The sequence below is a fragment of the Bifidobacterium sp. UTBIF-68 genome, assembly GCF_006408855.1.
Classification (GTDB): Bacteria; Actinomycetota; Actinomycetes; order Actinomycetales; family Bifidobacteriaceae; genus Bifidobacterium; species Bifidobacterium reuteri.
On sequence record NZ_JFAN01000009.1, the window covers coordinates 112698 to 134557 of the forward strand.

The window sequence follows — 21860 nt, forward strand, 5'->3', positions numbered from 1 at the left end:
TCGGCTGAATTCATTTCCGCAAAGGCTGTCTCGCAGAGGAAGCTGGAAGGATCTGACTATTCTGAACATCGAATACGGGGCTTGTCATGTCCGTCCATGACGAGCCCCTTGTCATACTCGCGCGTCATGTGCCGCACATCACGTCAGCGCACAGCCAATATGCAGTGTGGGCAGTGGTGTTTAGACACGGGTTCTGTTAGGTTTACGTAGGATATTGAGCAACAAGGAAGGCAGGATGGTGAGCGAAAACACAGCGCCAAACGCCGCCGCTGACGTGGAGATGAGCCAGTACGTGGCCGACCGTTCACGCGTCAACGAGGAAAAGATCAAAAAGGACGACGAGATCATCAGCCAGTTCGGCGATTACAGCTATGGCTGGCACGATTCCGATGCAGCCGGTGAGGCAGCCAAACGAGGCATCGACGAGAATGTGGTCCGAGCCATCAGCGCCGACAAGGGAGAGCCTCAGTGGATGCTCGATATGCGACTGCGCGGCTTCAAGGCTTTTCTGGACAAGCCCATGCCCAAGTGGGGCGTGGATCTGTCCGGCTTCAACGCGGACGATTTCAAGTACTACGTCAAGCCCATTGACAAGCAGGCCAAGACCTGGGAGGAACTGCCCGACGACATCCGCAGCACATATGACCGTCTCGGCATTCCCGAGGCTGAAAAGAAGCGTCTGGTCTCAGGCGTGGCGGCGCAGTACGAGTCCGAGGTGATCTACAACTCCATCCAGGAGGATCTGAAGAACAAGGGCGTGATCTTCGTCGACACCGATACTGCGGTGCGCGAATACCCCGACCTCGTGCGCAAGTATTTCGGCACTGTCGTACCTCCGGAGGACAACAAGTTCGGTGCCCTGAACACTGCCGCATGGTCGGGAGGCTCGTTCGTCTATGTGCCGAAGGGCGTGCATGTCGACATCCCGCTGCAGGCCTACTTCCGTATCAACACCCCCGCCATGGGCCAGTTCGAACGTACGTTGATCATCGCCGATGAAGGCTCCTACGTGCATTACGTGGAAGGCTGCACCGCACCGATCTGGTCCGAGGATTCATTGCACGCCGCCATCGTCGAGATCATCGTCGAGAAGCATGCACGCGTGCGCTACACCACCGTGCAGAACTGGTCCAACAACGTGTACAACCTCGTCACCCAGCGTGCCTATGTACGCGAGGGCGGCACGATGGAATGGGTGGATGGCAACATCGGCTCCAAGGCCACCATGAAATACCCGGCCTGCATCCTCGCCGAGCCGTATGCGAAGGCCTCCACCATGTCGCTTGGTTTCGCCGGCAAGGGCCAGTATCAGGACACCGGTGCGAAGATGATTCATCTCGCCCCGCACACCAGTTCCACCATCGTGGCGAAGTCCATCTCCCGCGGTGGAGGTCGCTCCGCCTATCGCGGTCTCGTCAAGATTGTCAAGGGCGCGGAAGGCTCGTCCAACTCCACGGTGTGTGACGCACTGCTCGTCGACGATTTCTCCCGCTCGGACACCTACCCGCATGTGGATGTGCGTGAGGATGACGTCTCCATGGCGCATGAGGCCACCGTTTCGAAGATCTCCGAAGACCAGCTCTTCTACCTGATGAGTCGAGGACTCACCGAAGAGGAGGCGCAGGGCATGATCGTACGCGGCTTCGTGGAGCCGATCAGCCGCGAGTTGCCGATGGAATACGCGCTTGAACTCAACAGACTTGTGGAACTTCAGATGGAAGGATCGGTGGGCTGATAGCAATGGCCGATACAACAACACCCGTCAAGGAAATCAACATTCCGGTGGCGGATCCCAATGACCCGTATGCGGTTCCGGCGGCCATGCCGTCCTCGGTCGACCACGCCGTCCGCTCGTTCGACGCGAACGACTACCCTGAACCCGACCGCAAGCAGGATGAATGGCGATACACGCCCATCGAACGCATCAGCGAGTTCTTCAACGTGTTCAAGCCGTCAGGCGAAACACAGATCGAAGTCTCGATGATTGATGGATCGCCGCTGGCCGAAGGCATCAAGCTTACGCAGACGAAGCTCGGTGAAGGCCTGTCCGGCACGGTGTCCAAACCGAATGACCGAGTCTCCGCCGTGGAATGGGAATCCGGTGCCACCGCCACCATTCTTGAATTGGAAGGTGAGATCGCCCAGCCGGTGCTGGTCAAGGTGCATGGCGCGGGGGAGGACCTCGATGCGTTCCATCTGGTGATCGCCGCGGCCGACCGTGCGCATGCCGATGTTGTCATCGAGCATGACGGCGATGCGCGTCTGGCCGAAGGCGTTGAAATCACCACGGGCAAAGATTCCCATGTTTCCACCACCTTCATTCAGGAATGGGCGAAAACCGCCAAGCATGTGGGCAACCATCGCATCCACGTAGGCGAGGGCGCGTCCCTGCGCCATTCCGTGGTGACATTGAGCGGCGACATCGTGCGCATCCGCATGGACCAGGATTTCGGTGGCGAGCAGGGCGACCTCAACATGCTCGGCATCTACTTCGTCGATCCCGGCGAGCATATCGAGCACCGCACGATGGTGGTTCACAACCATCCCGACTGCAAGTCACGCGTCGTGTACAAGGGTGCCTTGGATGGCAAGGGCGCGCACTCCACATGGGTGGGCAACGCGCTTATCCAGCCCACAGCGCCCGGCACTGATTCCTACGAGCTCAACCGCAACCTCGTGCTGACGCCGGGAGCCATCGCCGATTCCGAACCGAACCTCGAGATTGAGAACGGCAACATCATCGGTGCAGGCCACGCCTCCTCGGTCGGCCGTTTCGATGATGAGGAGCTGTTCTACCTCGAGTCCCGCGGCATTCCCGAAGCCGATGCCCGCAAGCTCGTGGTACGAGGCTTCTTCGGCGAACTCGTGGAGGAGATCGGCATCCCCGCCATCTCCGAGCATCTGATGGATGTCATCGATCGCCGCCTCGCACGTGGCGAGAACAAAGCCGTGGCGCAGGTCCTAGAAGACAAGTAAGCCCCCGGCCGCAAGTTACGAACACACGTTATTAGGAGCACAACATGTCAACACTCGAAATCAAGGATCTTCACGTTCATGTGGAGACCAAGGAAGGCACCAAGCAGATTCTCAAGGGTGCCACCCTGACCGTCCACTCCGGTGAGACGCATGCCATCATGGGACCGAACGGTTCCGGCAAGTCCACATTGGCGTACACGCTCGCCGGCCATCCCAAGTATGTGGTTGATTCCGGCGAAGCGCTGCTCGACGGACAGGACATCCTCAAAATGACCCCGGATGAGCGCGCCAAGGCAGGCCTGTTCCTGGCCATGCAGTATCCGGTGGAGGTGCCGGGCGTCTCCATGACCAACTTCCTGCGGACCGCGAAGACCGAGATCGATGGTGAGGCGCCGGGCATCCGTCAGTGGGCCAAGGATCTGTCCGAAGCCATGAAGCGTCTCAAGATGGATCCGAAGTTCGCCACCCGTTCGGTCAATGAAGGCTTCTCCGGCGGTGAGAAGAAGCGCGCCGAAGTGCTGCAGCTCGAACTGCTCAAGCCGAAGTTCGCCATCCTCGACGAGACCGATTCGGGCCTCGACGTCGACGCCCTGCGCATCGTATCCGAAGGTGTGAACCGTGCCAAGGAAGCCAACCAGTTCGGCATTCTCATGGTCACGCACTACACGCGCATCCTGAAGTACATCAAGCCGGACATCGTGCATGTGTTCGCTGATGGCCACTTCGTCAAGACCGGCGGTCCGGAGCTGGCCGACGAGCTTGAAGAGCATGGTTACGACGCCTACCTTCCTGAAGGTGCCGATTCCGAATCCGCGCTGGCCTAGCCTGATATTGCACTCTGACCGCACGTTCCCTACGGAAATATCGTTACGATGAGTGGGTCAGTATAAACGGAACGGGAAAGCACAGCACAACGAAGGGGAATGATAATGGTTGATTTTGAGGCGATTCGGGGTGAGTTCCCGATTCTGGACCAGCGGATCCATGGGCACCCGCTGGTGTATCTGGATTCCGCGGCGACCTCGCAGAAGCCGAATGCGGTGATTGACGCCGAGGCCGATTTCTATCGCACCATCAACGCCGGCGTGCACCGCGGCGCACACGAGTTGGCCGCCCGCAGCACGATGGCCTTCGAGGAGGCCCGCGCCAAGGTCGCCAAGCTGGTCGGCGCGAACGCCGCCGAAGGCGAGGAGGAGATCGTGGTCACCGGTGGTGCCACCGCAGGTTTGAACCTGTTGGCCACCGCTTTCGGCAATGCATCTCTCGGGCGCGGGGGAGAGGCGGCGAAGTGCTTCGCTCTGAAGCCCGGTGACGAGATCGTCGTCTCTCGTGCGGAGCATCATTCCGTGCTGCTCCCGTTCCAGGAACTGGCTTACCGCACTGGGGCTGCGTTCAAGTGGATCGATCTGACCGAGGATGGTCGCGTGCGCACCGACAATCTCGATGAGGTCATCACCGAGCGCACCAAGGTGGTCGCCGTCACCCATGTGGGCAATACGACCGGTGCCATCACCGATGTCGCGCCCATCATCAAGCGCGCGCACGCCGTGGGTGCCGTGTTCATTCTGGACGCATGCCAGTCCGTGCCTCATCTCAAAGTCGATTTCCATGCGTTGGATGTCGATTTTGCGGCATGGAGCGCACACAAGATGTACGGCCCGACCGGCGTCGGCTTCCTGTACGGCAAGCGCGAACTGCTCGAGGCGCTGCCGCCGGCCAACTTCGGCGGTTCCATGGTGGAACTCGCCTATATGGACCATGAGGCACAGTACATGGCCCCGCCGGCACGCTTCGAAGCCGGCACCCAGCCGGTGGCTCAGGTGGTCGCCGCAGGTGTGGCAGCCGAATGGATGATGAACATCGGTCTTGAGAACATCGAGGCACATGAGCGGACCATCGCCGCCGAACTGCTCAAGCTCGGCGACATCGACGGCATCCGTATTCTGGGACCGCGTGAGAACGTGAACCGTATCGGCACGGTGGCGTTCGACGTCAAGGGCGTGCATCCGCATGATGTGGGCCAGTACATCGACGCACAGGGCATCGCCATCCGTGTCGGACATCATTGCGCTCAGCCGGTTCATCGTCATTTCGGCCTGTATGCGTCCAACCGGGCCTCCAGCGGCGTCTACAATTCCGTGGAGGACGCCCAGACATTGATCGAGGCGGCACAAGGCATCCGTAAGTTCTTTGAAGTGGAGTAGTTGCATTTATGAGTGATTTCGGCATGAGCGGAGACGAACTCGAGCAGATGTATCAGGAGGTCATTCTTGAGGCTTCCAAGCATCCGCATGGCAAGGAGTCGTTCGCTCCTGATGCTGCGACGGAGCAATCCGGTGAGGCCGTTGCCAATACGACGGTTCGCGCCACCCACGAGTATTGCACTCCCGGTGAATCGCATCAGTTCAACCCCACATGCGGTGATGAGGCCACCGTCCACGTGGAGGTGTCCGATGACGAGCCCCACACCATCAAGCGTCTGGTATGGGACGGCCACGGCTGTTCGATCTCCCAGGCCAGTCTGTCCGTGATGGTGGATCTCGTGGACGGCAAAACCGTGGAAGAGGCCATGGGATTGGAGCAGGTGTTCCATAAGCTCATGGAATCACGCGGTGCCGGTCTGCACGATGAGGCATTGGAAGACAAATTGGGCGATGCCGTTGTATTCCAAGGCGTATCCAAATACCCTATGCGTATCAAATGCGCTCTGCTAGGCTGGGAGGGGCTGAAGGATTCCATCGCCAAAGCCCTTGCCGCAAAGAACTGAGGTAGTTTATGACCGACAACAATCTGGTTCCCGAACCGCAGCCGTCCATCTTCGACGCCGTCAATGACGTGCTGAAGGACGAGGAGGCCTCGCGCCGTGTGATGATGAACCCTGCATTGGCCAAGGGATTTCCGAACGGGCATCCGGTTGAGCCTGCCAATCATGATGATGACACCTGCGCCTGCGGCAATCATCATGGTGCCTGCGGGTGTGCGGACGAGCCCGACAAGTCGGACGGCAATGACATTCCGTTGAAGGCTGTGGACGACATCGGTTGCGCCACCGCAGAGGATGTGCGTGAGGCGCTGCATCAGGTCATCGACCCGGAGTTGGGCATCGACGTCATCGACCTCGGTCTGGTGTACGGCATTGAAATCGACGAGCTCGGCCGTGCCATCATCACGATGACGCTGACCACGCCGGCATGCCCGCTTACTGACCTCATCGAAGACGAATGCGCCTCCACGTTGGCCGGTCTGGTCGAGGAATTCCGCATCGATTGGACGTGGGATCCCCGTTGGACCATGGACCGCATCACTCCTGAGGGGCGCGACCAACTCGCGGCCCTTGGATTCAACTTCGACAACATGCCGCAGTACTGATCGAATTCGGCTCAGCTGCCACAGAGCGATGCCAGTTCAGTAAGCTGAGATATGCAAAGGCCCCGCGAATCATATCGCGGGGCCTTTGCATACTATGATGCCGTCAATCAGTCATCGACTATGGTGTTCTTCGGCACTACGGTGATGCCATCCGGAGTGACCGTGAAGCCACGTGCCAGATCGTGCTCGGTGTCGATGCCGACCGTGGAGTTCTCGGTGAGCACCACGTTCTTGTCGAGAATCGCCTTGTAGACGCGTGCGCGGCGGTTGATGATCACACCGTCGAACAGCACGGAGTCCACGATCTGGGCCCAAGAATGGATGCGCACGTTGGGGGAGAGCACGGAATGGTGCACTTCGCCACCGGAGACGATCACGCCGGGGGAGACAATCGAATCCGTGGCGTGGCCGAGACGGTCACGGCCGGCGTGCACGAACTTGGCCGGCGGCAGGTTGCCGGACATCGTGTAGATCGGCCAATCCTGGTTGTACAAGTTGAACTCAGGCACATAGGCGATCAGATCCATGTGCGCATCGTAGAACTGCTTGATGGTACCCACGTCGCGCCAGTATGCGTGATCGGTGGCCGTGGCACCGGGAATCTCGTTGGAATTGAAGTCGTATACGCCGGCCTCGTTGCGCGACGCGAAGTAGGGGGCGATGTCGCCGCCCATATCGTGCTTGGTGTCTGCGGATTTCTCGTCGAGCGCCAGAGCCTCGAACAGCGCCTTGGTGTTGGCCACATAGTTGCCCATGGAAGCCAGGATTTGGTTCGGGTTGTCGGGCAGGCCGGTGGTGGAGGCGGGCTTCTCCTCGAAGTTCTTGATCATGTTCGGATGATCGGGATCAACTTGGATCACGCCGAATTGCTTCGATTCTTCAATGGGCTGGCGGATGCCGGCGACGGTAAACTCAGCGCCGGATTCGATATGCTGCTGCACCATCTGCTCGAAGTCCATGCGGTAGACGTGGTCGGCGCCGACGATGACCACGATGTCAGGCTGAACATCCTCGATGATGTTGATGGTCTGGTAGATGGCATCTGCCGAACCAAGGTACCAGTGCTTGCCGAGTCGCTGCTGCGCCGGCACAGGGGAGACGTACGAACCCAGCAGGGGGGAGAATCGCCACACTTGGGAGATATGGCGGTCGAGCGAGTGAGACTTGTACTGTGTCAGTACCACCACCTGGCGATACCCTGAATTCACCAGATTGCTGAGCGGGAAATCGATCAGGCGGTACACGCCTCCGAAGGGGACAGCGGGCTTGGCCCGGTCTCGGGTTAACGGCATCAGACGGGTCCCCTCACCGCCTGCAAGCACAATCGACAGAATCTTAGGATTCTTAGCCATCGTTTATCCTCTCTTGTCGGAGCGTCTTTCGACACCGCACTGCTCGGCTAAACGCATCGTTGCATCTGGTTTACATAGTTAATAATTGCAGAAAAAAACGAACATGCAAGGATATCGCTTCCGCGTGCCGTGAACTTGTGATGAACTGTTGCGCGTATTCGTACGCGATGCAGGACCTTCGGCTGTGTGTGAAGGCTGTCTAGCGCATACAAGGAGTGTGACGTGCCTCACATCGCATTGCGAGGTGTGGCATATCAAGCTGCAAGGTGCAGTGATGCGCGACTCGATGACAGCCTGACGTCTGTCTGACGAGAGGATTGCGAGAAAACGAAGTTCAGTGTCTGGTGGCGTAGAAGGCAACCGCGCTGGAAGCAGCCACATTGAGGCTATCGACGCCATGGCTCATGGGAATTTTGACGGTCAGGTCGGCGCGTGCGATGGTGTGATGCGACAGCCCGTCGCCTTCGGTGCCGAAAATAAGCGCGAGCTTGCCGATACGCGTCGGATCGTCAGCCGGCGCATGCAACCGGCGGGTGAGCTCTTCCAATGAGATGGAACGATTCTCAAGAGCCATGGCCACCGTGGTGAATCCCAACGATTTCAACTTGTCGATGCCTCGGAATGGCCAATAATGCTTGTCTTCCGTGCCATCTTCGTTAAAACCGGTGATTCGGGTCCATGGCACTTGGAACACCGTGCCCATCGAGACACGGGCGGCGCGACGATACAGGGGATCCCCGCAGGATGGCGTGACCAGGACCGCGTCCACATCCAACGCCGCCGCCGAACGCATCAAAGCCCCTACATTGGTGTGGTCGACGATGTTCTCCATCACCGCCACACGTGTGGCGGTCCGGCACACCTCTGCCACGGACGGCAACTGCCAGCGGCGCATGGCGCACAATGCGCCGCGGTGCAGCCGGTATCCGGTCAGACGCTTGAGCTGTTCGGGGGAGGCCACATATACGGGAATCGAATCGCCCCACCTCGCATCGATGAAGTCGAAGGTCTGTCGCATGCCTTCGAGCCAAGGCTCCTCCACCAGCAGCGAAAGCGGTTCCCTGCCAGCTGCCAGGGCGCGGTCGATGACCTTGGGCGATTCGGCGATGAAGACGCCTTTTTCCGGTTCCAGACGGTTGCGCAGCTGCATTTCCGTAAGGCTCACATATGCCTCGACGCGCGGATCGTCGACGGACTGCAATGTGATGAATCGCATGGTGAGCCTTTCGAATAACGAAAAACCCCTTGCATTGCAAGGGGTTTATCTGTGCCCGAGACGGGACTTGAACCCGTACGCCTGTATAAAATAGGCACTAGCACCTCAAGCTAGCGCGTCTACCATTCCGCCACCCGGGCAGGTGTCGTTTGGACAACGAGTAGATACTTTAGCAGCAAATTACGAAGATGCAATTCGCGCGTGTGTTCGGCGTGTCGCGTGTAGCCTTGAAGGCATGACTGATGCTGTATTCCTCTTCGACCCACAGGTCGATAACGTGCCGGTGAATAGCGATGAGCTCCATGCGGGATGGAAGCTGACACTGCCCGCCCATGTCAGGCGTCATGCCGTGCAGGCCATGCGATTGAAGGCGGGTGACAGCCTGCAACTGTCCGATGGACATGGGCTCAGGATCCAGGCGGTGATGTCGGATCCGGAAGAAGGACTGGCGGAAGTCGTCGAAGTCGGTCGGGAACCGGAACCGCTGACGAGGTTGTCGCTCATCCAGGCATTGGCGAAGACCGGACACGATGAACAGGCCATCGATATGGCCACGCAGATCGGCGTCGACCAGGTGGTGCCGTGGCAGGCCGACCGATCCATCGCCAAATGGAAGGCCGGTCGCACTGACAGGAAATGGGGTTCCGTGCTTGACGCAGCCACGGAGCAATCGCGCAGAGTGTTCAGGCCACGGCTTGAACCATGCGTATCGAGCAAGGAGGTCACGGCGATTTGCCGCAGGGCCTGCGTGCATGGCGATCTGGTCATCGTACTGCACCAGGACGCCACGGATACCTGGTCAGGCGTTGAGTGCAAGGTCTCACAGTTGATGGAACGCACCCTGGAAGACGGCCGGCCAAGAACCATCAGCGTGGTCGTAGGACCGGAAGGCGGCATCAGCGAGGCGGAGATCTCGGAATTCACCAAAGCGGGCGCTCTGACCTGCGTATTGGGCCATACCATCATGCGCGCAGCCACGGCGGGGCCTGTGGCATTGTCGCTGCTGTCGCGCGTCTTGGGGCGATACGAGTGAATCGGTGTTGAACAGCGGTTTTCCGTCACATCGAGTAACGGCCTCGCGCTAAGCTGAAACAGGAATGCAACCACAGAAGAACGAGGAGCATGATGAGCGAATCCGATGAATGCCTGTTCTGCAAGATCATCGCAGGTCAGATTCCCAGCAGCAAGGTCTATGAAGACGACACCACGTACGCGTTCAAGGACATCAATCCCAAAGCGAAGATTCATGTTCTGGTAGTGCCCAAGAAGCACTACGCCAATGCCGCCGAACTTGCCGCAGCCGATCCTGCCGAACTGGCGCACATCGTATCCATCGCCCAGCATATCGCCGATGAATCCTTCCACGGGGCGTACCGGCTGGTGTTCAATACCGGCCTTGACGCCGGACAGACGGTATTCCACGTGCATGCGCATGTGCTGACCGGTGAAAAGCTCGACGAATAGGAATCCATTCTTCCCGTGGCAACAACAACACGCACCATCACCATTCCTTCCCAGCTTGACCCGGTAGCTGTGTTCGGTCCGGTCGACGAGGTCATTCGTGAGGTGGAGAGGGCCTTCTCCGACCTGACCATCATCGTGCGGGGCAATCGTGTGGCCATAGTCTCCCGATCCAAGCAGACCGAGTCGCAGGCGGCACAGGCCGAAGAGTTCATCAATACCATCATCCAGGCCGCGTATACCGCTCCGATGGATGCGGATACCGTGCGTCGCATGCTTGACCAGAACGTATTGAAGAACCACGTACGGCTCGAGCATCCCGGCCACGGGCCGGCGCATGACAGACTCGTGCGGTCGACGGTCGCCGAGCGTTCCCGTGCGCGTACGGCAGGAGCGCACGACCCTGTGTATCGCAAACCCATTGTCCCCGGCGTCATCACCTTTGCCGCAGGTGTGCCCGTACGGGCCAAGACGCCCGGCCAGATGGCATATGTGAACGCCATTGCGTCACATACCATCACCTTTGGCATCGGGCCTGCCGGCACCGGCAAGACCTATCTTGCGGTAGCCAAAGCCGTGCGGGCGTTCCAGGACAAGGAAATCCGTCGAATCATCCTCACCCGTCCTGCGGTGGAGGCCGGCGAAAACCTGGGCTTCCTGCCCGGCACGCTGAACGACAAGGTCGACCCCTATCTGCGCCCGCTGTATGACGCGCTCGGCGACATGCTGGGCGCCGATCAGCTCAAGAAGCTCATGGACGACAACACCATCGAGGTGGCGCCTCTCGCATACATGCGCGGGCGTACGCTCAATGACGCCTTCGTGATTCTCGACGAGGCTCAGAACACCACTGAACAGCAGATGAAGATGTTCCTCACCCGTCTCGGCTTCAATACGCGGATGGTGATCACCGGCGATATCACCCAGGTCGATCTGGCCGTTCCCCGTTCCGGCCTCGCCACCATCGAGGGGATTCTGGACGGCATCGACGACATCGCCTTCGTGCATCTGAATACCGAGGATGTGGTGCGTCACCAGCTGGTCGGCAGGATCGTGGCGGCGTACGACCGCCATGCGGCGATTGCAGGAGATCATCGCGGTATGAGAGGCCGACGGCATGCCGCAAAGCCCGTGGAAACGACGAACCCGAGCGAGGAGTCCAATGAGCGTTGACGTGACCAATGAAACCCAGTGGAACATCGACCCCAAGGTGTTCTCCGATCTGGGCATATGGGTGCTCGATCAGATGCGGGTCAGCACCCAGTCTGATCTGACCATCATGTTCGTGGACCCCGACCCCATCGCGGAACTCCACATGAGATGGATGAATCTCGAGGGGCCTACTGACGTCATGAGTTTTCCGATGGATGAGCTGCGTCCTGGAGACGGCAAAACCGTCATGGAGGGTGTACTCGGCGATATCGTCATCTGTCCCTGGGTCGCCGCACAGCAGGCCGCCGCAGCCGGACACAGCACAATGAGCGAGATGCTGCTGCTCACCATCCACGGCATTCTGCATCTGCTCGGATACGATCACACGACTCCCGAACAGGAGCGGCAGATGTTCGGTCTGCAGCGCCAATTGCTGCTCACGTTCTTCGCTTTGCGTCAGGACGCCAACGTGCAGGCCACGCTGCCGGAAGGCACGCCCGACGCATTGGCCATATACGATGCCTCGCATGGCACCGGACGAGATCTCAACGCCAAACAATAGATTCAAGGACGGCACATCATCACCATGGAGTATTCCAGTACCACCCTCATCTCAGTCACTGTCATTCTTGTACTGACCGCTGCCTTTTTCGTCTGGCTGTCCCTGACGATGGCGGCGGCCGAAGGCGCAGTCGCCCGCGTGACCCGCGCCAGCCTGAACAACATGATTCTTGAAGTGCAGACCGACTCTGAAATGAGTCAGTTCCTCAAGATGAAGAAAATCGACAAGATTCACCGGGTGCAGCGTCTGATTGCGAATCGGTATGCCACGGCAGGCAGTTGCGCTTTCTTCCGCATCACCTGCAATGTGCTTGATGGCGTCCTCGTATGCGCCATCACGTCATTATGGGGGCTTGAGCTATGGATTAGCCTGCTGGCGGGGTTCCTGTTCGCCATCGTGGTGGCCGTGGTCTCCGTGTTGGTGCGTCCGCGCACAACCGGTATGGCCAAGCCTGTGGAGATCATGCTGTCCAGTTCGACCATCGTCGCATTGGGATGCAAGATCACGCCGTTCGCCCGCATCGGTTCCGAAAAGAACGGCAAGGGGGCGGGGCGCAAGTCCAAGGATTCCGACCTGTCGGACGATGAGGAGCTGGAGAAAATACAGCTCGAGCAAGGCAAGGCCGCCATCGATCGCTTGGTCGAATCCAATGATTTCGATCCCGAAGTCTCCGAAATGCTGCGCAACGTGCTGACGTTGTCCGATACGCTGACCCGCGAGATCATGGTTCCTCGCACCGACATGATTTGCATGGAGCGCGGCACCACGTTGTCTTCGGCATTGAAACTGTTCTCCCGTTCCGGATTCTCCCGTGTGCCGGTCATTGGCGAGGATGTCGATGATCTGATCGGCGTGGCGTATCTCAAGGATGCCGTGCGTGCCACCGCCTTCAACCCGTCCGCTCTAAGCCGCGAGGTGGAGTCGATCGTCCGTCAGCCTCTGCTGGTGCCTGAGTCCAAGCCGGTGGATGACCTGTTCCATGAGATGCAGCGTTCCCGTCAGCATGTGGCTGTGGTCGTGGACGAATATGGCGGTATCGCCGGTATGGTGACCATCGAGGACACGCTTGAACAGATCGTCGGCGAACTCGAGGACGAACATGACCGCATCCAGCACAGTGAGCCGGAAAAGATAGGCGAGAACAAGTGGAAGATGCCCGCGCGTACGCCGATCGCCGAGCTCGAGGAGATCTTCGAGATCGACATCGACGAGGACGATGTGGATACCGTTTATGGTCTGCTGACCAAGCTGATCGGACGGGTTCCGATCGTCGGGGCCTCCGCAGTCACTCGTGGACTGCGTCTGACTGCGGTCGATTCCGCAGGACGCCGTAAGAAGGTCTCCACCATCGTCGTAGAACCGGCACACGTCGAGGGTGACGAGGAAGATGGCACAATCAGTGAGAATGACGGTGGCGCATCCGACGGGGATGGGCAGAACGCCGGCAACGCCGACAAGGAGTGATATGACCCAAAGCGATGATCAGAATGAAGCCGTGAACATGGCGGTTGCCGTGTCCGTACAGGATGCGGACCGCACCCATGAAGCGTCAGAGGTGCCATACCGCTCCGGATTCGTTGCCGTGGTGGGGCGTCCGAATGTGGGCAAGTCCACGCTGATCAACGCGCTTATCGGCAAGCAGATCGCCATCGCATCATCTCGACCGGAGACCACGCGTAAGGCCATCCGAGGCATTCTGACCACCGAGCATGCGCAGCTGGTGCTGGTGGACACACCCGGCATTCACAGGCCGCGCACATTGCTGGGGCAACGATTGAACGATGTGGTGGAGGAATCGCTGTCCGATGTGGACGAGGTGGCGTTCCTGCTTCCCGCCGATCAGGAGATCGGTCCCGGTGACAAGCGCATCCTGTCCCGTTTGCGTACCGATTTCGCCGTCAAGCGCGAAGACGGCACGTTTTCCTGGAAGATTCCGCTGATCGCCATCGTCACCAAGATCGATGAGCTGAACAGACAGGCTCTGATCAACAAGCTCATTGAAATCAATGGTTTCGCCGATTTCACCGACATCGTACCGGTGAGCGCGTTGGAATACGACAATCTCGACGAGGTCAAGAAGGTGCTCATCGAGCATATGCCCGAAGGCCCAAAGATGTATCCCACCGACATGATCAGTGAGGAGCGTCCGGAAGAGACCATCGCCGAACTCGTCCGTGGAACGTTCCTCGAAGCGTTGGATGATGAGTTGCCTCATTCGCTGGCGGTTGTGGTGGACTCCATCGATTATCCGCAGGACAACGAAACCGGTGCCGGCTATGACGGCAAGGCCGAAGTGCATGTGTCGATCTATGTGGAACGCGACTCGCAGAAGCCGATCATCATCGGCAAAGGCGCGTCGAACCTTACCTACGTGAAGAAGAAGCTGCGCACGCCGGTCAACCGCATTGTCGGGCAGAAGGCGAAACTCGACCTCCATGTCAAGGTGGCCAAAGGCTGGCAGTCCGATCCTAAGCAGCTAGAGCGCCTTGGCTTCTGACGGTATATCGGCTCCCCTTGTCAGGGGAGCTGTCCCGCGAAGCGGGACTGAGGGGTAGTGCATTCATCAACGAAGGAGGGGCTCCCCAATTGGGGAGCCCCTCCTTCGTATCCGCATGTTGCTTCGCTGCTCACTTCTTCCTGGTGTACATCTGGGTGTTCAGCAATGTGGAGTAGCGCTTGATGACCTTGGGACGGATTACCTTCATCGATGCGGTCATCAGACCGTTCTCCTGAGTGAATTCCTCAGGCAGTATGATGAACTTGCGCACGGACTCGGCCCTGGAGACGCCTTCGTTGGCCTGATCGACCCACTTCTGCACTTCGGCGCGCACCGCGGCGTTCTGCGCGGCGTCCTCCATCGACATGTGCTCGTCCAGACCCTTTGCGGCCAGCCACGGGCGCAACGACTCCTCGTCCAGCGTGATCAGGGCGGAGATGAACGGCCGCTTGTCGCCCAGCACCAGAGCCTGGGAGACGATCTCGCAACGTTGGATCACTTCTTCGATCGGGCCGGGGGAGACGTTCTTGCCGCCTGCGGTGATGATGAGGTCCTTCTTACGACCGGTGATGTACAGGAATCCATCGTTGTCGATGCGGCCCAAATCGCCGGTGGCGTACCATCCATCTTCGGTGAACGACAATTCAGTCGCCTCGTCGTTCTTGTGATAACGCGGGAACACGGCACGACCCTTGACCTGAATCTCACCATCTTCGGCGATACGCAGGGAGAAACCGGGGAACGCGATACCGACGGATCCGGCGTGGAACGGTGTTCCCAGCGGGTTGAAGGCGCACGGAGCGGTCGTTTCGGTCAGACCATAACCCTCATACACCGGCACGTTCGCGCCACGGAAGAAGGCCAGCAGTTCGGGATCGAGCGGAGCGCCACCGGCCACGAACCACTTGGCTCGTCCGCCAAGCACTTCGCGCAAGGACGAATAGACAATAGGATCGAATGCGGCGCGACGGGCTCGGGTCAGGGCTCCGGCCTTCCCGTTTGCCGAAATCTCCTTCATGTAATCCTGGGCGGCGACCACGGCGGAAGCGAACACCACGCCCTTGGGGCCGTGCCCGGCCTTCTGCGAGGCGGCGTTGTACACCTTCTCCAACACGCGTGGCACCACGATCATGATGGAAGGCTTGGCCACCTGCAAGTCGCCGATCAGCGTCTTGATGCCGGTGGCGATGTAGATATGGATGTCCGAGGCAACGACGATGTAGTTGATGGCGCGGGCGAAGGAATGTGCCTGCGGCAGGAACAGCAGGATGGTGTTCCTCTTGTCGTGCAACAGCTCGGGCATGTAGTCCGGCAGATTCAGCGCGGTCTGGCAGTAGTGCTCATGGGTCATCTCCACGCCCTTGGGCGCAGCGGTGGAACCGGACGTGTAGACGATGGAGCACAGATCGGTCTTCTTCACCGAATCGATGCGCTCGTCCAGTTCCTCGTCCGACACGCCGGCGCCGTACGCCTTGATTTCGTCAAGCGCACCGGTTTCGATGGTGAGGATGTGCTCGAGAGACGGGCATTCCTCCACAGCGCCATCCGCTTTCTCGCGCATATCGGCATCCTGCACAATCAGCAGACGTGCATCGGAATTGTTGACGATGTTGCGGATCTGCTCGGCGGAATCAGTGTCGTAGATGGTCGCCAGCACGCCGCCACAGGCCATGATCGCCGCGTCCGTCAGATCCCAGTCATATGACGTGCGGCACATGAACGCCACGGCATCGCCCTTTTTCAGACCGTAATGCAGTAGGCCCTTGGCCACCGCACGCACGTCGGCCAGGAACTCGTTGGCGGTCACGGTGACCCACTCGTTGCCAGACTTGTACGTATACAGAGGCTCGTCGCCCATGCGCCTGGCGCGATCCGCATACAGGTCGTAGATGGACGTGCCCTCATCCAGTGGTGGGTTGCCTTCGGTGGAGGTGGTGAGCAGACCCGAAACCGGATCGATGTCGGTGACGGTCAGATGTCCGTCGTCCCAGTCATCGCTGTGCGGCAGCGCGATGTCGGCTTCGACCGGCACGTCGGCGTTGGACAGGTAATCGGGCTCGTCCGGAGTGTCGTCGTGCACTGGGTGGACGAAGTCGGACCCCAGCCTCAGCGCCCTACGGGTGAGGTCGATGGTGTGTTGCGTGAAGGAATTGATAACCGACAATTCTTGCTCCTGCTATACGTGTCAATGCCGTCCGGGCATAGGCCAGTGGCGCCCGAACGCTTCTCAACAGACAAATTGTAATCGCGCGAACCGAACTCGTCACCTTACGCAACCGTAGGAAAACCTCGCGCAACGGTAAGAAATCAACCGATGCATCGGACATGTTGCGGTTACACTTGCATCTGGATAATCATTTCCATTCAAAGTTGAACAGAAAGGGGTCTCATGGCTGAAACCCAAGAACCCACCGTGGTGTTCGGCGTTGTGAACGAAACGTCCGAAACGGAGTCCCGCGTCGCGCTGACGCCGGATATCGTCACCCGGCTGCGCAGGAACGCAGTCTCCTGCATCATCGAATCCGGTGCCGGGACTGCCGCAGAATACACCGATGAGGATTATGAGAAAGCCGGAGCCGTGGTCTCCGACCGTGCAACCGTGCTGGGCAAGGCCGATGCACTCGGCTTCGTCGACAGGCCATCCGCAGGAACAGTCAGCAAGCTCACAGCCGGCCAGTGGGTTATCGGCATGCTCGGTTCCTTCACGGATGCCGAGTACATCGACGCGTTGGAGCAAGCCGGATTGGTCGGCATCGGCATCGAGAAGCTGCCGCGCAAGCTCTCCAGCGCCCAGTCTATGGACGAGATGACCTCACAGAACTCGGTCATGGGATACAAGGCTGCCATCACGGCAGCTGACGCCTATGGGTCGTTCCTGCCGATGATGACCACCGCAGCCGGCACCATCCGCCCGGCCAAGGCGCTGGTGCTCGGAGCCGGCATCGCCGGACTGCAGGCCATCGGCACGCTGCGTCGACTCGGTGCAGTGGTCACTGCCTACGATGTTCGTCCTGCGTCCAAGGGGGAGGTCGAGTCCCTTGGCGCCAAGTTCCTCGATTTGGGGCTCGATTTCTCCGCAGGTCAGGGTGAGGGCGGCTACGCCCGTGCGCTGAGTGCCGAAGAGCAGGCGCAACAGCAGGCTGCAGTGGACAAGAAGGCCGCCGAATTCGACATCATCATCACCACAGCCAAGGTTCCCGGCCGCAAGCCTCCGGTACTGCTCACCGCCGCCGGCGTCAAGGGACTGCACCGGGGTGCCGTGGTCGTCGACTGCGCGGCCTCCGAGCTCGGCGGCAATGTCGAGGGTTCGGCAGTGGGGGAGCAGGTGACCGAGGGCGGCGTCAAGCTGATCGGCGCCCCGTACCTCGCCTCCGGCGTGGCCACCACTGCATCCAACCTGCTGGCCCGCAACGTGGCCGACATTCTCGTGCACTTCATTCGCGACGGCAAGCTCAGTCAGGATCTGAGCGAAGAGCTGGACGACGCTTTGGTGGTCGCCGGCCGCGCCGAGGTCGTTCCGGCCGAAGAGCTTGCCACGAAATCCGAGTGAGTCAAGGAAGAAGGATTGATCATGCCTACACTCGTCGTATCCATCACCTTATTTGTGCTCGCGCTGCTCATCGGCATCGAGGTCATCGGCAAGGTGCCGGCGACCCTGCACACGCCGTTGATGTCCGGCGCGAACTCCATCCACGGCATCGTCATCGTCGGCGTGGTGATTGTGGCCGCCGAAGCCAATTCGCCATTGGCCTATGTGTTCATCTTCCTGGCCGCCGTGCTCGGCACGATGAACGTGGTCGGCGGCTATGTGGTCACCGACCGCATGCTGGAGATGTTCAAATCCAATAAGAACGAGAAGAAGGGAGAGTCGAAGTAATGGCCTCCGCAACCGTGGGAACCATCGACATCGTCGCCTGGTTCGTATATCTGTTCTCGGCCGTCATGTTCGTGATCGGCCTGCACTTCATGAACTCCCCGAAGACCGCGCGCAAAGGCAACCAGATCTCCGCGTTCGGCATGGTTGTTGCCGTGCTCATGGCGTTCATCGTGCTCTTCGCCAAGGGATTCGTGAACACCGTGGCCGTGGTGGTGCTCGTCGTCGGCATTCTTCTGGGCGCGGTGGCAGGTGTGGTCTCCGCCAAGAAGGTCAAGATGACCGACATGCCGCAGCTGGTCTCCGTGTTCAACACGGTGGGCGGCGGCGCGGCCGCGTTGGTGGCGTTGAACGACATCCTCACCAAGGAAGGCACGCCGGACATCGTCGTGCTCATCACCGCTGGCCTCGGCATCCTCATCGGTTCTGTGACCTTCACCGGTTCGCTGATCGCCGCCGGCAAGCTGCAGGGCATCAAATGGGTCAAGAAACTCTCGCTGCCCGGCAAGGGCGTGTGGAATGTGCTGTTCGCCGTGCTGTCCATCGCCGCATTGGTCATGCTGTGCGTCCAGCCCGAGCAGCGTCTGCTCTGGTCGATTCTGACCACCGTGTTCGCCCTGTGCTACGGCTTGGTGTTCGTCATTCCGATCGGCGGCGCCGACATGCCCGTCGTCATCTCCGTACTCAACGCATGCACCGGTACGGCCGTGGCCATGTCCGGTCTGGCCATCGACAACGTGGCGTTGATCGTGGCCGGCGCGCTCGTCGGCTCGGCCGGCGTGACCCTGTCCATCCTCATGGCCCAAGCCATGAACCGTCCGCTGCTGTCCGTCCTCGCCGGCGGCTTCGGCGGTGGTTCCGGTGCAGCCGCTGCAGGCGAGGGCCCGGAGGGCACGATGAAGGAGACCACGCCCGACGATCTGGCAGTCCAGCTCGTCTACGCGCAGAAGGTCATCTTCGTGCCCGGCTTCGGTCTGGCTCAGGCTCAGGCCCAGCGCGAGCTCGCCGACCTCGGCGAGCTGCTGAAGAACCATGGCGTCGAAGTGTCCTACGCTATCCACCCGGTCGCCGGCCGTATGCCGGGCCACATGAACGTGCTGCTCGCCGAGGCCAACGTGCCCTATGAGGAGCTCGTGGATCTCGATGAGATCAATCCGCAGTTCCCGCAGGCCAACGTGGCCCTGGTCGTCGGCGCGAACGACGTGACCAACCCGGCCGCACGCCGCCCCGGCACCCCAGTCTCCGGCATGCCGATTCTCGACGTGGACAAGGCGCAGAACGTGGTCGTCATGAAGCGCGGCCGCGGCATGGGCTACGCAGGCATCCAGAACGAGCTCTACTTCGAGGACAACACGCAGATGCTGTTCGGTGACGCGAAGAAGAGCCTGCAGGCCGTCATCGCCGCCGTCAAGGAATTGCTGGCCTGATTGCCGCAATCCATAATCCATAGAACAGGGGCTCCCCAAAGCACGCATGCAGTGCGATGGGAAGCCCCTTTCGTTTTTGGCAATCGTAGCGATCGTGTCGGCGGATTATAGGCGATGCGCCGTGCCGGGTTCAAGTTGGCGCTACGGCGCCATCCTGGCTGTTCAGACCCGCGACTGGAATGGCGCGGACGGCAGGCCATCCCCATTGAACAACGGTGCCGGCCCCCAGCTGTACCAGCCGTAACGCACCGCCACGGGTTCGGCGACGGCATCGGATTCAACGATTACCGAATCGCCGTCAATCCGTGCGTCAGCGGGATGATAGACACCATCCATCCCCGCCACCTCAAACCCGGACAAACCAGCCGGCATCCGGTCGTACGGCAACGAGGCCGGCATTTGAGGCATCACGCCTGTGATGTTTGAGGTGACGGCCATGCGATGAACGTCGTCATCCCAGCCGTTCCACCGGTCGAATCGCAGTGCTCGTGCATGGGCGAACTGCACGCGCAGCTTCTGTGGCTGCTCCTGTGCGGGAAGGCCGCCAAGGTCGCGGGAGACCTCAGTAACCGTCGGTCCGTCAGCGGCAACATCCATGCCATAGACGTGCTCCTCGGCCACCATCGCCGCCCGCTCGCCGACTGGACGTTTGTCCGTCGGATGGATGTTGTTGAATTCGCCGGTATCGAATGTGATCACCGGGTAGGAGCCTTCGGTGTCGTGTGCCACGTCGACCTGCGCCTGACGGATATGCGGCCAGAACATCGGATCGATCCCGGACTCATATACGCTCTTATCGATCCAGCGCGGCAGCTGCACGATAAGGAACGACAGATTCCGGTCCTTCCATAGACCTCGCCATTCGCCGATCATGAGCTTGAGCAGGTCCCGATAGCTCTCATGATGTTGCTCGTCCTCTTCCCCCTGATACCACAGCACGCCGCGTGCTCCGAATGGTGCCAGGCGCGAGACCATGGCATTGAACGCCCCGGTGACATGGTATTGGGAGAACGGTGTGACCGGCGGAGGCCATGGGCACTGACCATACCGCTCGTTGAGCGTGTCCCAGGTGATGTCCGGTTCAGCGGCTTGTGCGGCACTGATTTCTACGTTCCACTTGTCGAACCGTTGTTGCCAATCCTCGGTCTCTGCGTGGAATTCAGCGTCGGTCTTACCATCGACCTGTGCATGGTACCGTTCGAGATACCCGCGTCCGGCCGCATGCGACGCCAACGTACGCTCGCTCATCCACGCCGAGACCGACGTGCCTCCGACATAACAGTCGATGATTCCCACAGGCACGTCGGAGGCGAGGTCGCGGCGTAGCCGATGCGCGAAGTGATACGCTATCGCGGACATCGTGCCGCAGCTATCAGGGCAGCACGCGCGCCACGACGAGGAATCCTCCGCTGTGATGAGGTCGTCGTCCACGAACCCTGACTTCGGGACATTGAAGAACCTCAGCAACGAGTCGGACGACTCTGCCATGGTGCTGCGCGCGTGCAGGTCGTTGCGCAGCTCGAATTCGATGTTGCTCTGTCCTGAGGCAATCCATACCTCGCCCACCATTACGTTGAGATAGGTAAGGCTGATGTCTGCGCGGTCGCTGATGGTGAGCGTGTACGGTCCGCCGGCTTCCAGCGCTGGCAGGAAGATGAGCCAGTCGCCATCGGCATCTATGGTTCCCATGCCGGTGACGCTGTCCGTATCGGACATGGATGATGTGTGTATAGGCGTCTGCTCAGCGTCCGAGGTAAGGGTGACCACGACGGTCCTACCCGGCTGTCCCGTGCCAAACAGGGGAATCGGTTGGCGCCGTTGCAAGACCATATCGTGGGAGAAGATCGCCGCCGGTCTCAGTTCGGCGGCACCGGTGGGCTTGTCCGCCGCGGCTTGGATGCCGCTGGCGTCGACCCCGCTGGCATTGGCCCCCGGTGCCGGTCCTGTAGCCGTCTGTCCGTTGCCTGTCATGAT

Annotated in this window: 19 protein-coding genes and 1 tRNA gene; 15 read left to right on the plus strand and 5 right to left on the minus strand. The window is 60.0% G+C overall.

The features are described 5' to 3' along the window. Window positions 1-235: 235 nt before the first annotated feature. The 6 genes from sufB (at window position 236) to BW14_RS03330 (ending at window position 6345) form a co-directional block, all read left to right on the plus strand. Complete coding sequence (sufB, locus tag BW14_RS03305) at window positions 236-1735, plus strand: Fe-S cluster assembly protein SufB (RefSeq protein ID WP_140462913.1); 1500 nt, start codon at window positions 236-238, stop codon at window positions 1733-1735. A 5-nt stretch (window positions 1736-1740) separates the two neighbouring features. Next, on the plus strand, window positions 1741-2976 hold the full coding sequence (gene sufD / locus BW14_RS03310; RefSeq protein ID WP_140462915.1) for a Fe-S cluster assembly protein SufD: 1236 nt from the start codon (window positions 1741-1743) through the stop codon (window positions 2974-2976). Window positions 2977-3020: 44 nt separating this feature from the next. Further along, on the plus strand, window positions 3021-3800 hold the full coding sequence (sufC, locus tag BW14_RS03315; protein WP_044088357.1) for a Fe-S cluster assembly ATPase SufC: 780 nt from the start codon (window positions 3021-3023) through the stop codon (window positions 3798-3800). A 105-nt stretch (window positions 3801-3905) separates the two neighbouring features. Next, entirely contained in the window at window positions 3906-5180 is a 1275-nt protein-coding gene (locus tag BW14_RS03320; RefSeq protein ID WP_140462917.1) for a cysteine desulfurase, read from the plus strand. Between the two features lie 8 nt (window positions 5181-5188). Next, on the plus strand, window positions 5189-5743 hold the full coding sequence (sufU, locus tag BW14_RS03325) for a Fe-S cluster assembly sulfur transfer protein SufU (RefSeq protein WP_140462919.1): 555 nt from the start codon (window positions 5189-5191) through the stop codon (window positions 5741-5743). Window positions 5744-5751: 8 nt separating this feature from the next. Beyond that, window positions 5752-6345 carry a metal-sulfur cluster assembly factor gene (locus BW14_RS03330; protein WP_140489260.1) on the plus strand — a complete coding sequence of 198 codons (594 nt, stop codon included), beginning with the start codon at window positions 5752-5754 and terminating at the stop codon, window positions 6343-6345. 107 nt (window positions 6346-6452) lie between these two features. On the opposite strand, the gene glgC is transcribed toward BW14_RS03330, so the two are convergent. The 3 genes from glgC to BW14_RS03345 all read right to left on the minus strand — a co-directional run bounded on the left by glgC (window position 6453) and on the right by BW14_RS03345 (window position 9053). Beyond that, window positions 6453-7697, minus strand: coding sequence for a glucose-1-phosphate adenylyltransferase (gene glgC, locus BW14_RS03335; RefSeq protein ID WP_140489261.1), 1245 nt, complete (start codon window positions 7695-7697; stop codon window positions 6453-6455). Between the two features lie 334 nt (window positions 7698-8031). Then, the gene (locus tag BW14_RS03340) at window positions 8032-8913 is read right to left on the minus strand and encodes an RNA methyltransferase (protein ID WP_140463128.1); all 882 of its coding nucleotides are present in this window, start codon (window positions 8911-8913) and stop codon (window positions 8032-8034) included. Between the two features lie 52 nt (window positions 8914-8965). Then, window positions 8966-9053: transfer RNA gene (locus BW14_RS03345), tRNA-Leu, on the minus strand. A gap of 95 nt (window positions 9054-9148) precedes the next feature. On the opposite strand from BW14_RS03345, the gene BW14_RS03350 reads away from it, so the two are divergent. From BW14_RS03350 to era, 6 genes are all read left to right on the plus strand, one after another. Beyond that, window positions 9149-9946 (plus strand): 16S rRNA (uracil(1498)-N(3))-methyltransferase, encoded by a 798-nt coding sequence (locus BW14_RS03350; protein ID WP_044088350.1) that lies wholly within the window; start codon window positions 9149-9151, stop codon window positions 9944-9946. A 92-nt stretch (window positions 9947-10038) separates the two neighbouring features. Next, window positions 10039-10377 (plus strand): histidine triad nucleotide-binding protein, encoded by a 339-nt coding sequence (locus BW14_RS03355; RefSeq protein WP_044088349.1) that lies wholly within the window; start codon window positions 10039-10041, stop codon window positions 10375-10377. 15 nt (window positions 10378-10392) lie between these two features. Next, complete coding sequence (locus BW14_RS03360; RefSeq protein ID WP_044088348.1) at window positions 10393-11547, plus strand: PhoH family protein; 1155 nt, start codon at window positions 10393-10395, stop codon at window positions 11545-11547. Beyond that, entirely contained in the window at window positions 11537-12088 is a 552-nt protein-coding gene (ybeY, locus tag BW14_RS03365; protein WP_044088346.1) for an rRNA maturation RNase YbeY, read from the plus strand. Before BW14_RS03360 ends, ybeY begins: the two co-directional genes overlap by 11 nt. Before the next feature lie 24 nt (window positions 12089-12112). Beyond that, window positions 12113-13552, plus strand: a complete 1440-nt coding sequence (locus tag BW14_RS03370; RefSeq protein ID WP_044088345.1) for a hemolysin family protein — start codon at window positions 12113-12115, stop codon at window positions 13550-13552. A gap of 37 nt (window positions 13553-13589) precedes the next feature. Then, a complete protein-coding gene (gene era / locus BW14_RS03375; protein WP_140463136.1) occupies window positions 13590-14585 on the plus strand; it encodes a GTPase Era in 996 nt (331 codons plus the stop codon). A 130-nt stretch (window positions 14586-14715) separates the two neighbouring features. Here era and BW14_RS03380 read toward each other — a convergent pair whose 3' ends face one another. Beyond that, the gene (locus BW14_RS03380) at window positions 14716-16749 is read right to left on the minus strand and encodes a long-chain fatty acid--CoA ligase (protein ID WP_140489262.1); all 2034 of its coding nucleotides are present in this window, start codon (window positions 16747-16749) and stop codon (window positions 14716-14718) included. A gap of 225 nt (window positions 16750-16974) precedes the next feature. On the opposite strand from BW14_RS03380, the gene BW14_RS03385 reads away from it, so the two are divergent. From BW14_RS03385 to BW14_RS03395, 3 genes are read left to right on the plus strand one after another with little or no spacing between them, the layout of a single operon-like run. Next, the gene (locus BW14_RS03385) at window positions 16975-18135 is read left to right on the plus strand and encodes an NAD(P) transhydrogenase subunit alpha (protein ID WP_044088342.1); all 1161 of its coding nucleotides are present in this window, start codon (window positions 16975-16977) and stop codon (window positions 18133-18135) included. A gap of 21 nt (window positions 18136-18156) precedes the next feature. Continuing rightward, window positions 18157-18462, plus strand: a complete 306-nt coding sequence (locus BW14_RS03390; RefSeq protein ID WP_033890970.1) for an NAD(P) transhydrogenase subunit alpha — start codon at window positions 18157-18159, stop codon at window positions 18460-18462. Next, a complete protein-coding gene (locus BW14_RS03395) occupies window positions 18462-19886 on the plus strand; it encodes an NAD(P)(+) transhydrogenase (Re/Si-specific) subunit beta (RefSeq protein ID WP_044088340.1) in 1425 nt (474 codons plus the stop codon). Before BW14_RS03390 ends, BW14_RS03395 begins: the two co-directional genes overlap by 1 nt. 162 nt (window positions 19887-20048) lie before the next feature. On the opposite strand, the gene BW14_RS03400 is transcribed toward BW14_RS03395, so the two are convergent. Further along, window positions 20049-21857 carry a sialate O-acetylesterase gene (locus tag BW14_RS03400; protein ID WP_140489263.1) on the minus strand — a complete coding sequence of 603 codons (1809 nt, stop codon included), beginning with the start codon at window positions 21855-21857 and terminating at the stop codon, window positions 20049-20051. Window positions 21858-21860 lie beyond the last annotated feature (3 nt).

Coding starts and splice junctions, on each gene's coding strand:
- sufB (WP_140462913.1), top strand. CDS start 236: ATGGTGAGCGAAAACACAGCGCCAAACGCCGCCGCTGACGTGGAGATG.
- sufD (WP_140462915.1), top strand. CDS start 1,741: ATGGCCGATACAACAACACCCGTCAAGGAAATCAACATTCCGGTGGCG.
- sufC (WP_044088357.1), top strand. CDS start 3,021: ATGTCAACACTCGAAATCAAGGATCTTCACGTTCATGTGGAGACCAAG.
- BW14_RS03320 (WP_140462917.1), top strand. CDS start 3,906: ATGGTTGATTTTGAGGCGATTCGGGGTGAGTTCCCGATTCTGGACCAG.
- sufU (WP_140462919.1), top strand. CDS start 5,189: ATGAGTGATTTCGGCATGAGCGGAGACGAACTCGAGCAGATGTATCAG.
- BW14_RS03330 (WP_140489260.1), top strand. CDS start 5,752: ATGACCGACAACAATCTGGTTCCCGAACCGCAGCCGTCCATCTTCGAC.
- glgC (WP_140489261.1), bottom strand. CDS start 7,697: ATGGCTAAGAATCCTAAGATTCTGTCGATTGTGCTTGCAGGCGGTGAG.
- BW14_RS03340 (WP_140463128.1), bottom strand. CDS start 8,913: ATGCGATTCATCACATTGCAGTCCGTCGACGATCCGCGCGTCGAGGCA.
- BW14_RS03350 (WP_044088350.1), top strand. CDS start 9,149: ATGACTGATGCTGTATTCCTCTTCGACCCACAGGTCGATAACGTGCCG.
- BW14_RS03355 (WP_044088349.1), top strand. CDS start 10,039: ATGAGCGAATCCGATGAATGCCTGTTCTGCAAGATCATCGCAGGTCAG.
- ybeY (WP_044088346.1), top strand. CDS start 11,537: ATGAGCGTTGACGTGACCAATGAAACCCAGTGGAACATCGACCCCAAG.
- BW14_RS03370 (WP_044088345.1), top strand. CDS start 12,113: ATGGAGTATTCCAGTACCACCCTCATCTCAGTCACTGTCATTCTTGTA.
- era (WP_140463136.1), top strand. CDS start 13,590: ATGGCGGTTGCCGTGTCCGTACAGGATGCGGACCGCACCCATGAAGCG.
- BW14_RS03385 (WP_044088342.1), top strand. CDS start 16,975: ATGGCTGAAACCCAAGAACCCACCGTGGTGTTCGGCGTTGTGAACGAA.
- BW14_RS03390 (WP_033890970.1), top strand. CDS start 18,157: ATGCCTACACTCGTCGTATCCATCACCTTATTTGTGCTCGCGCTGCTC.
- BW14_RS03395 (WP_044088340.1), top strand. CDS start 18,462: ATGGCCTCCGCAACCGTGGGAACCATCGACATCGTCGCCTGGTTCGTA.
- BW14_RS03400 (WP_140489263.1), bottom strand. CDS start 21,857: ATGACAGGCAACGGACAGACGGCTACAGGACCGGCACCGGGGGCCAAT.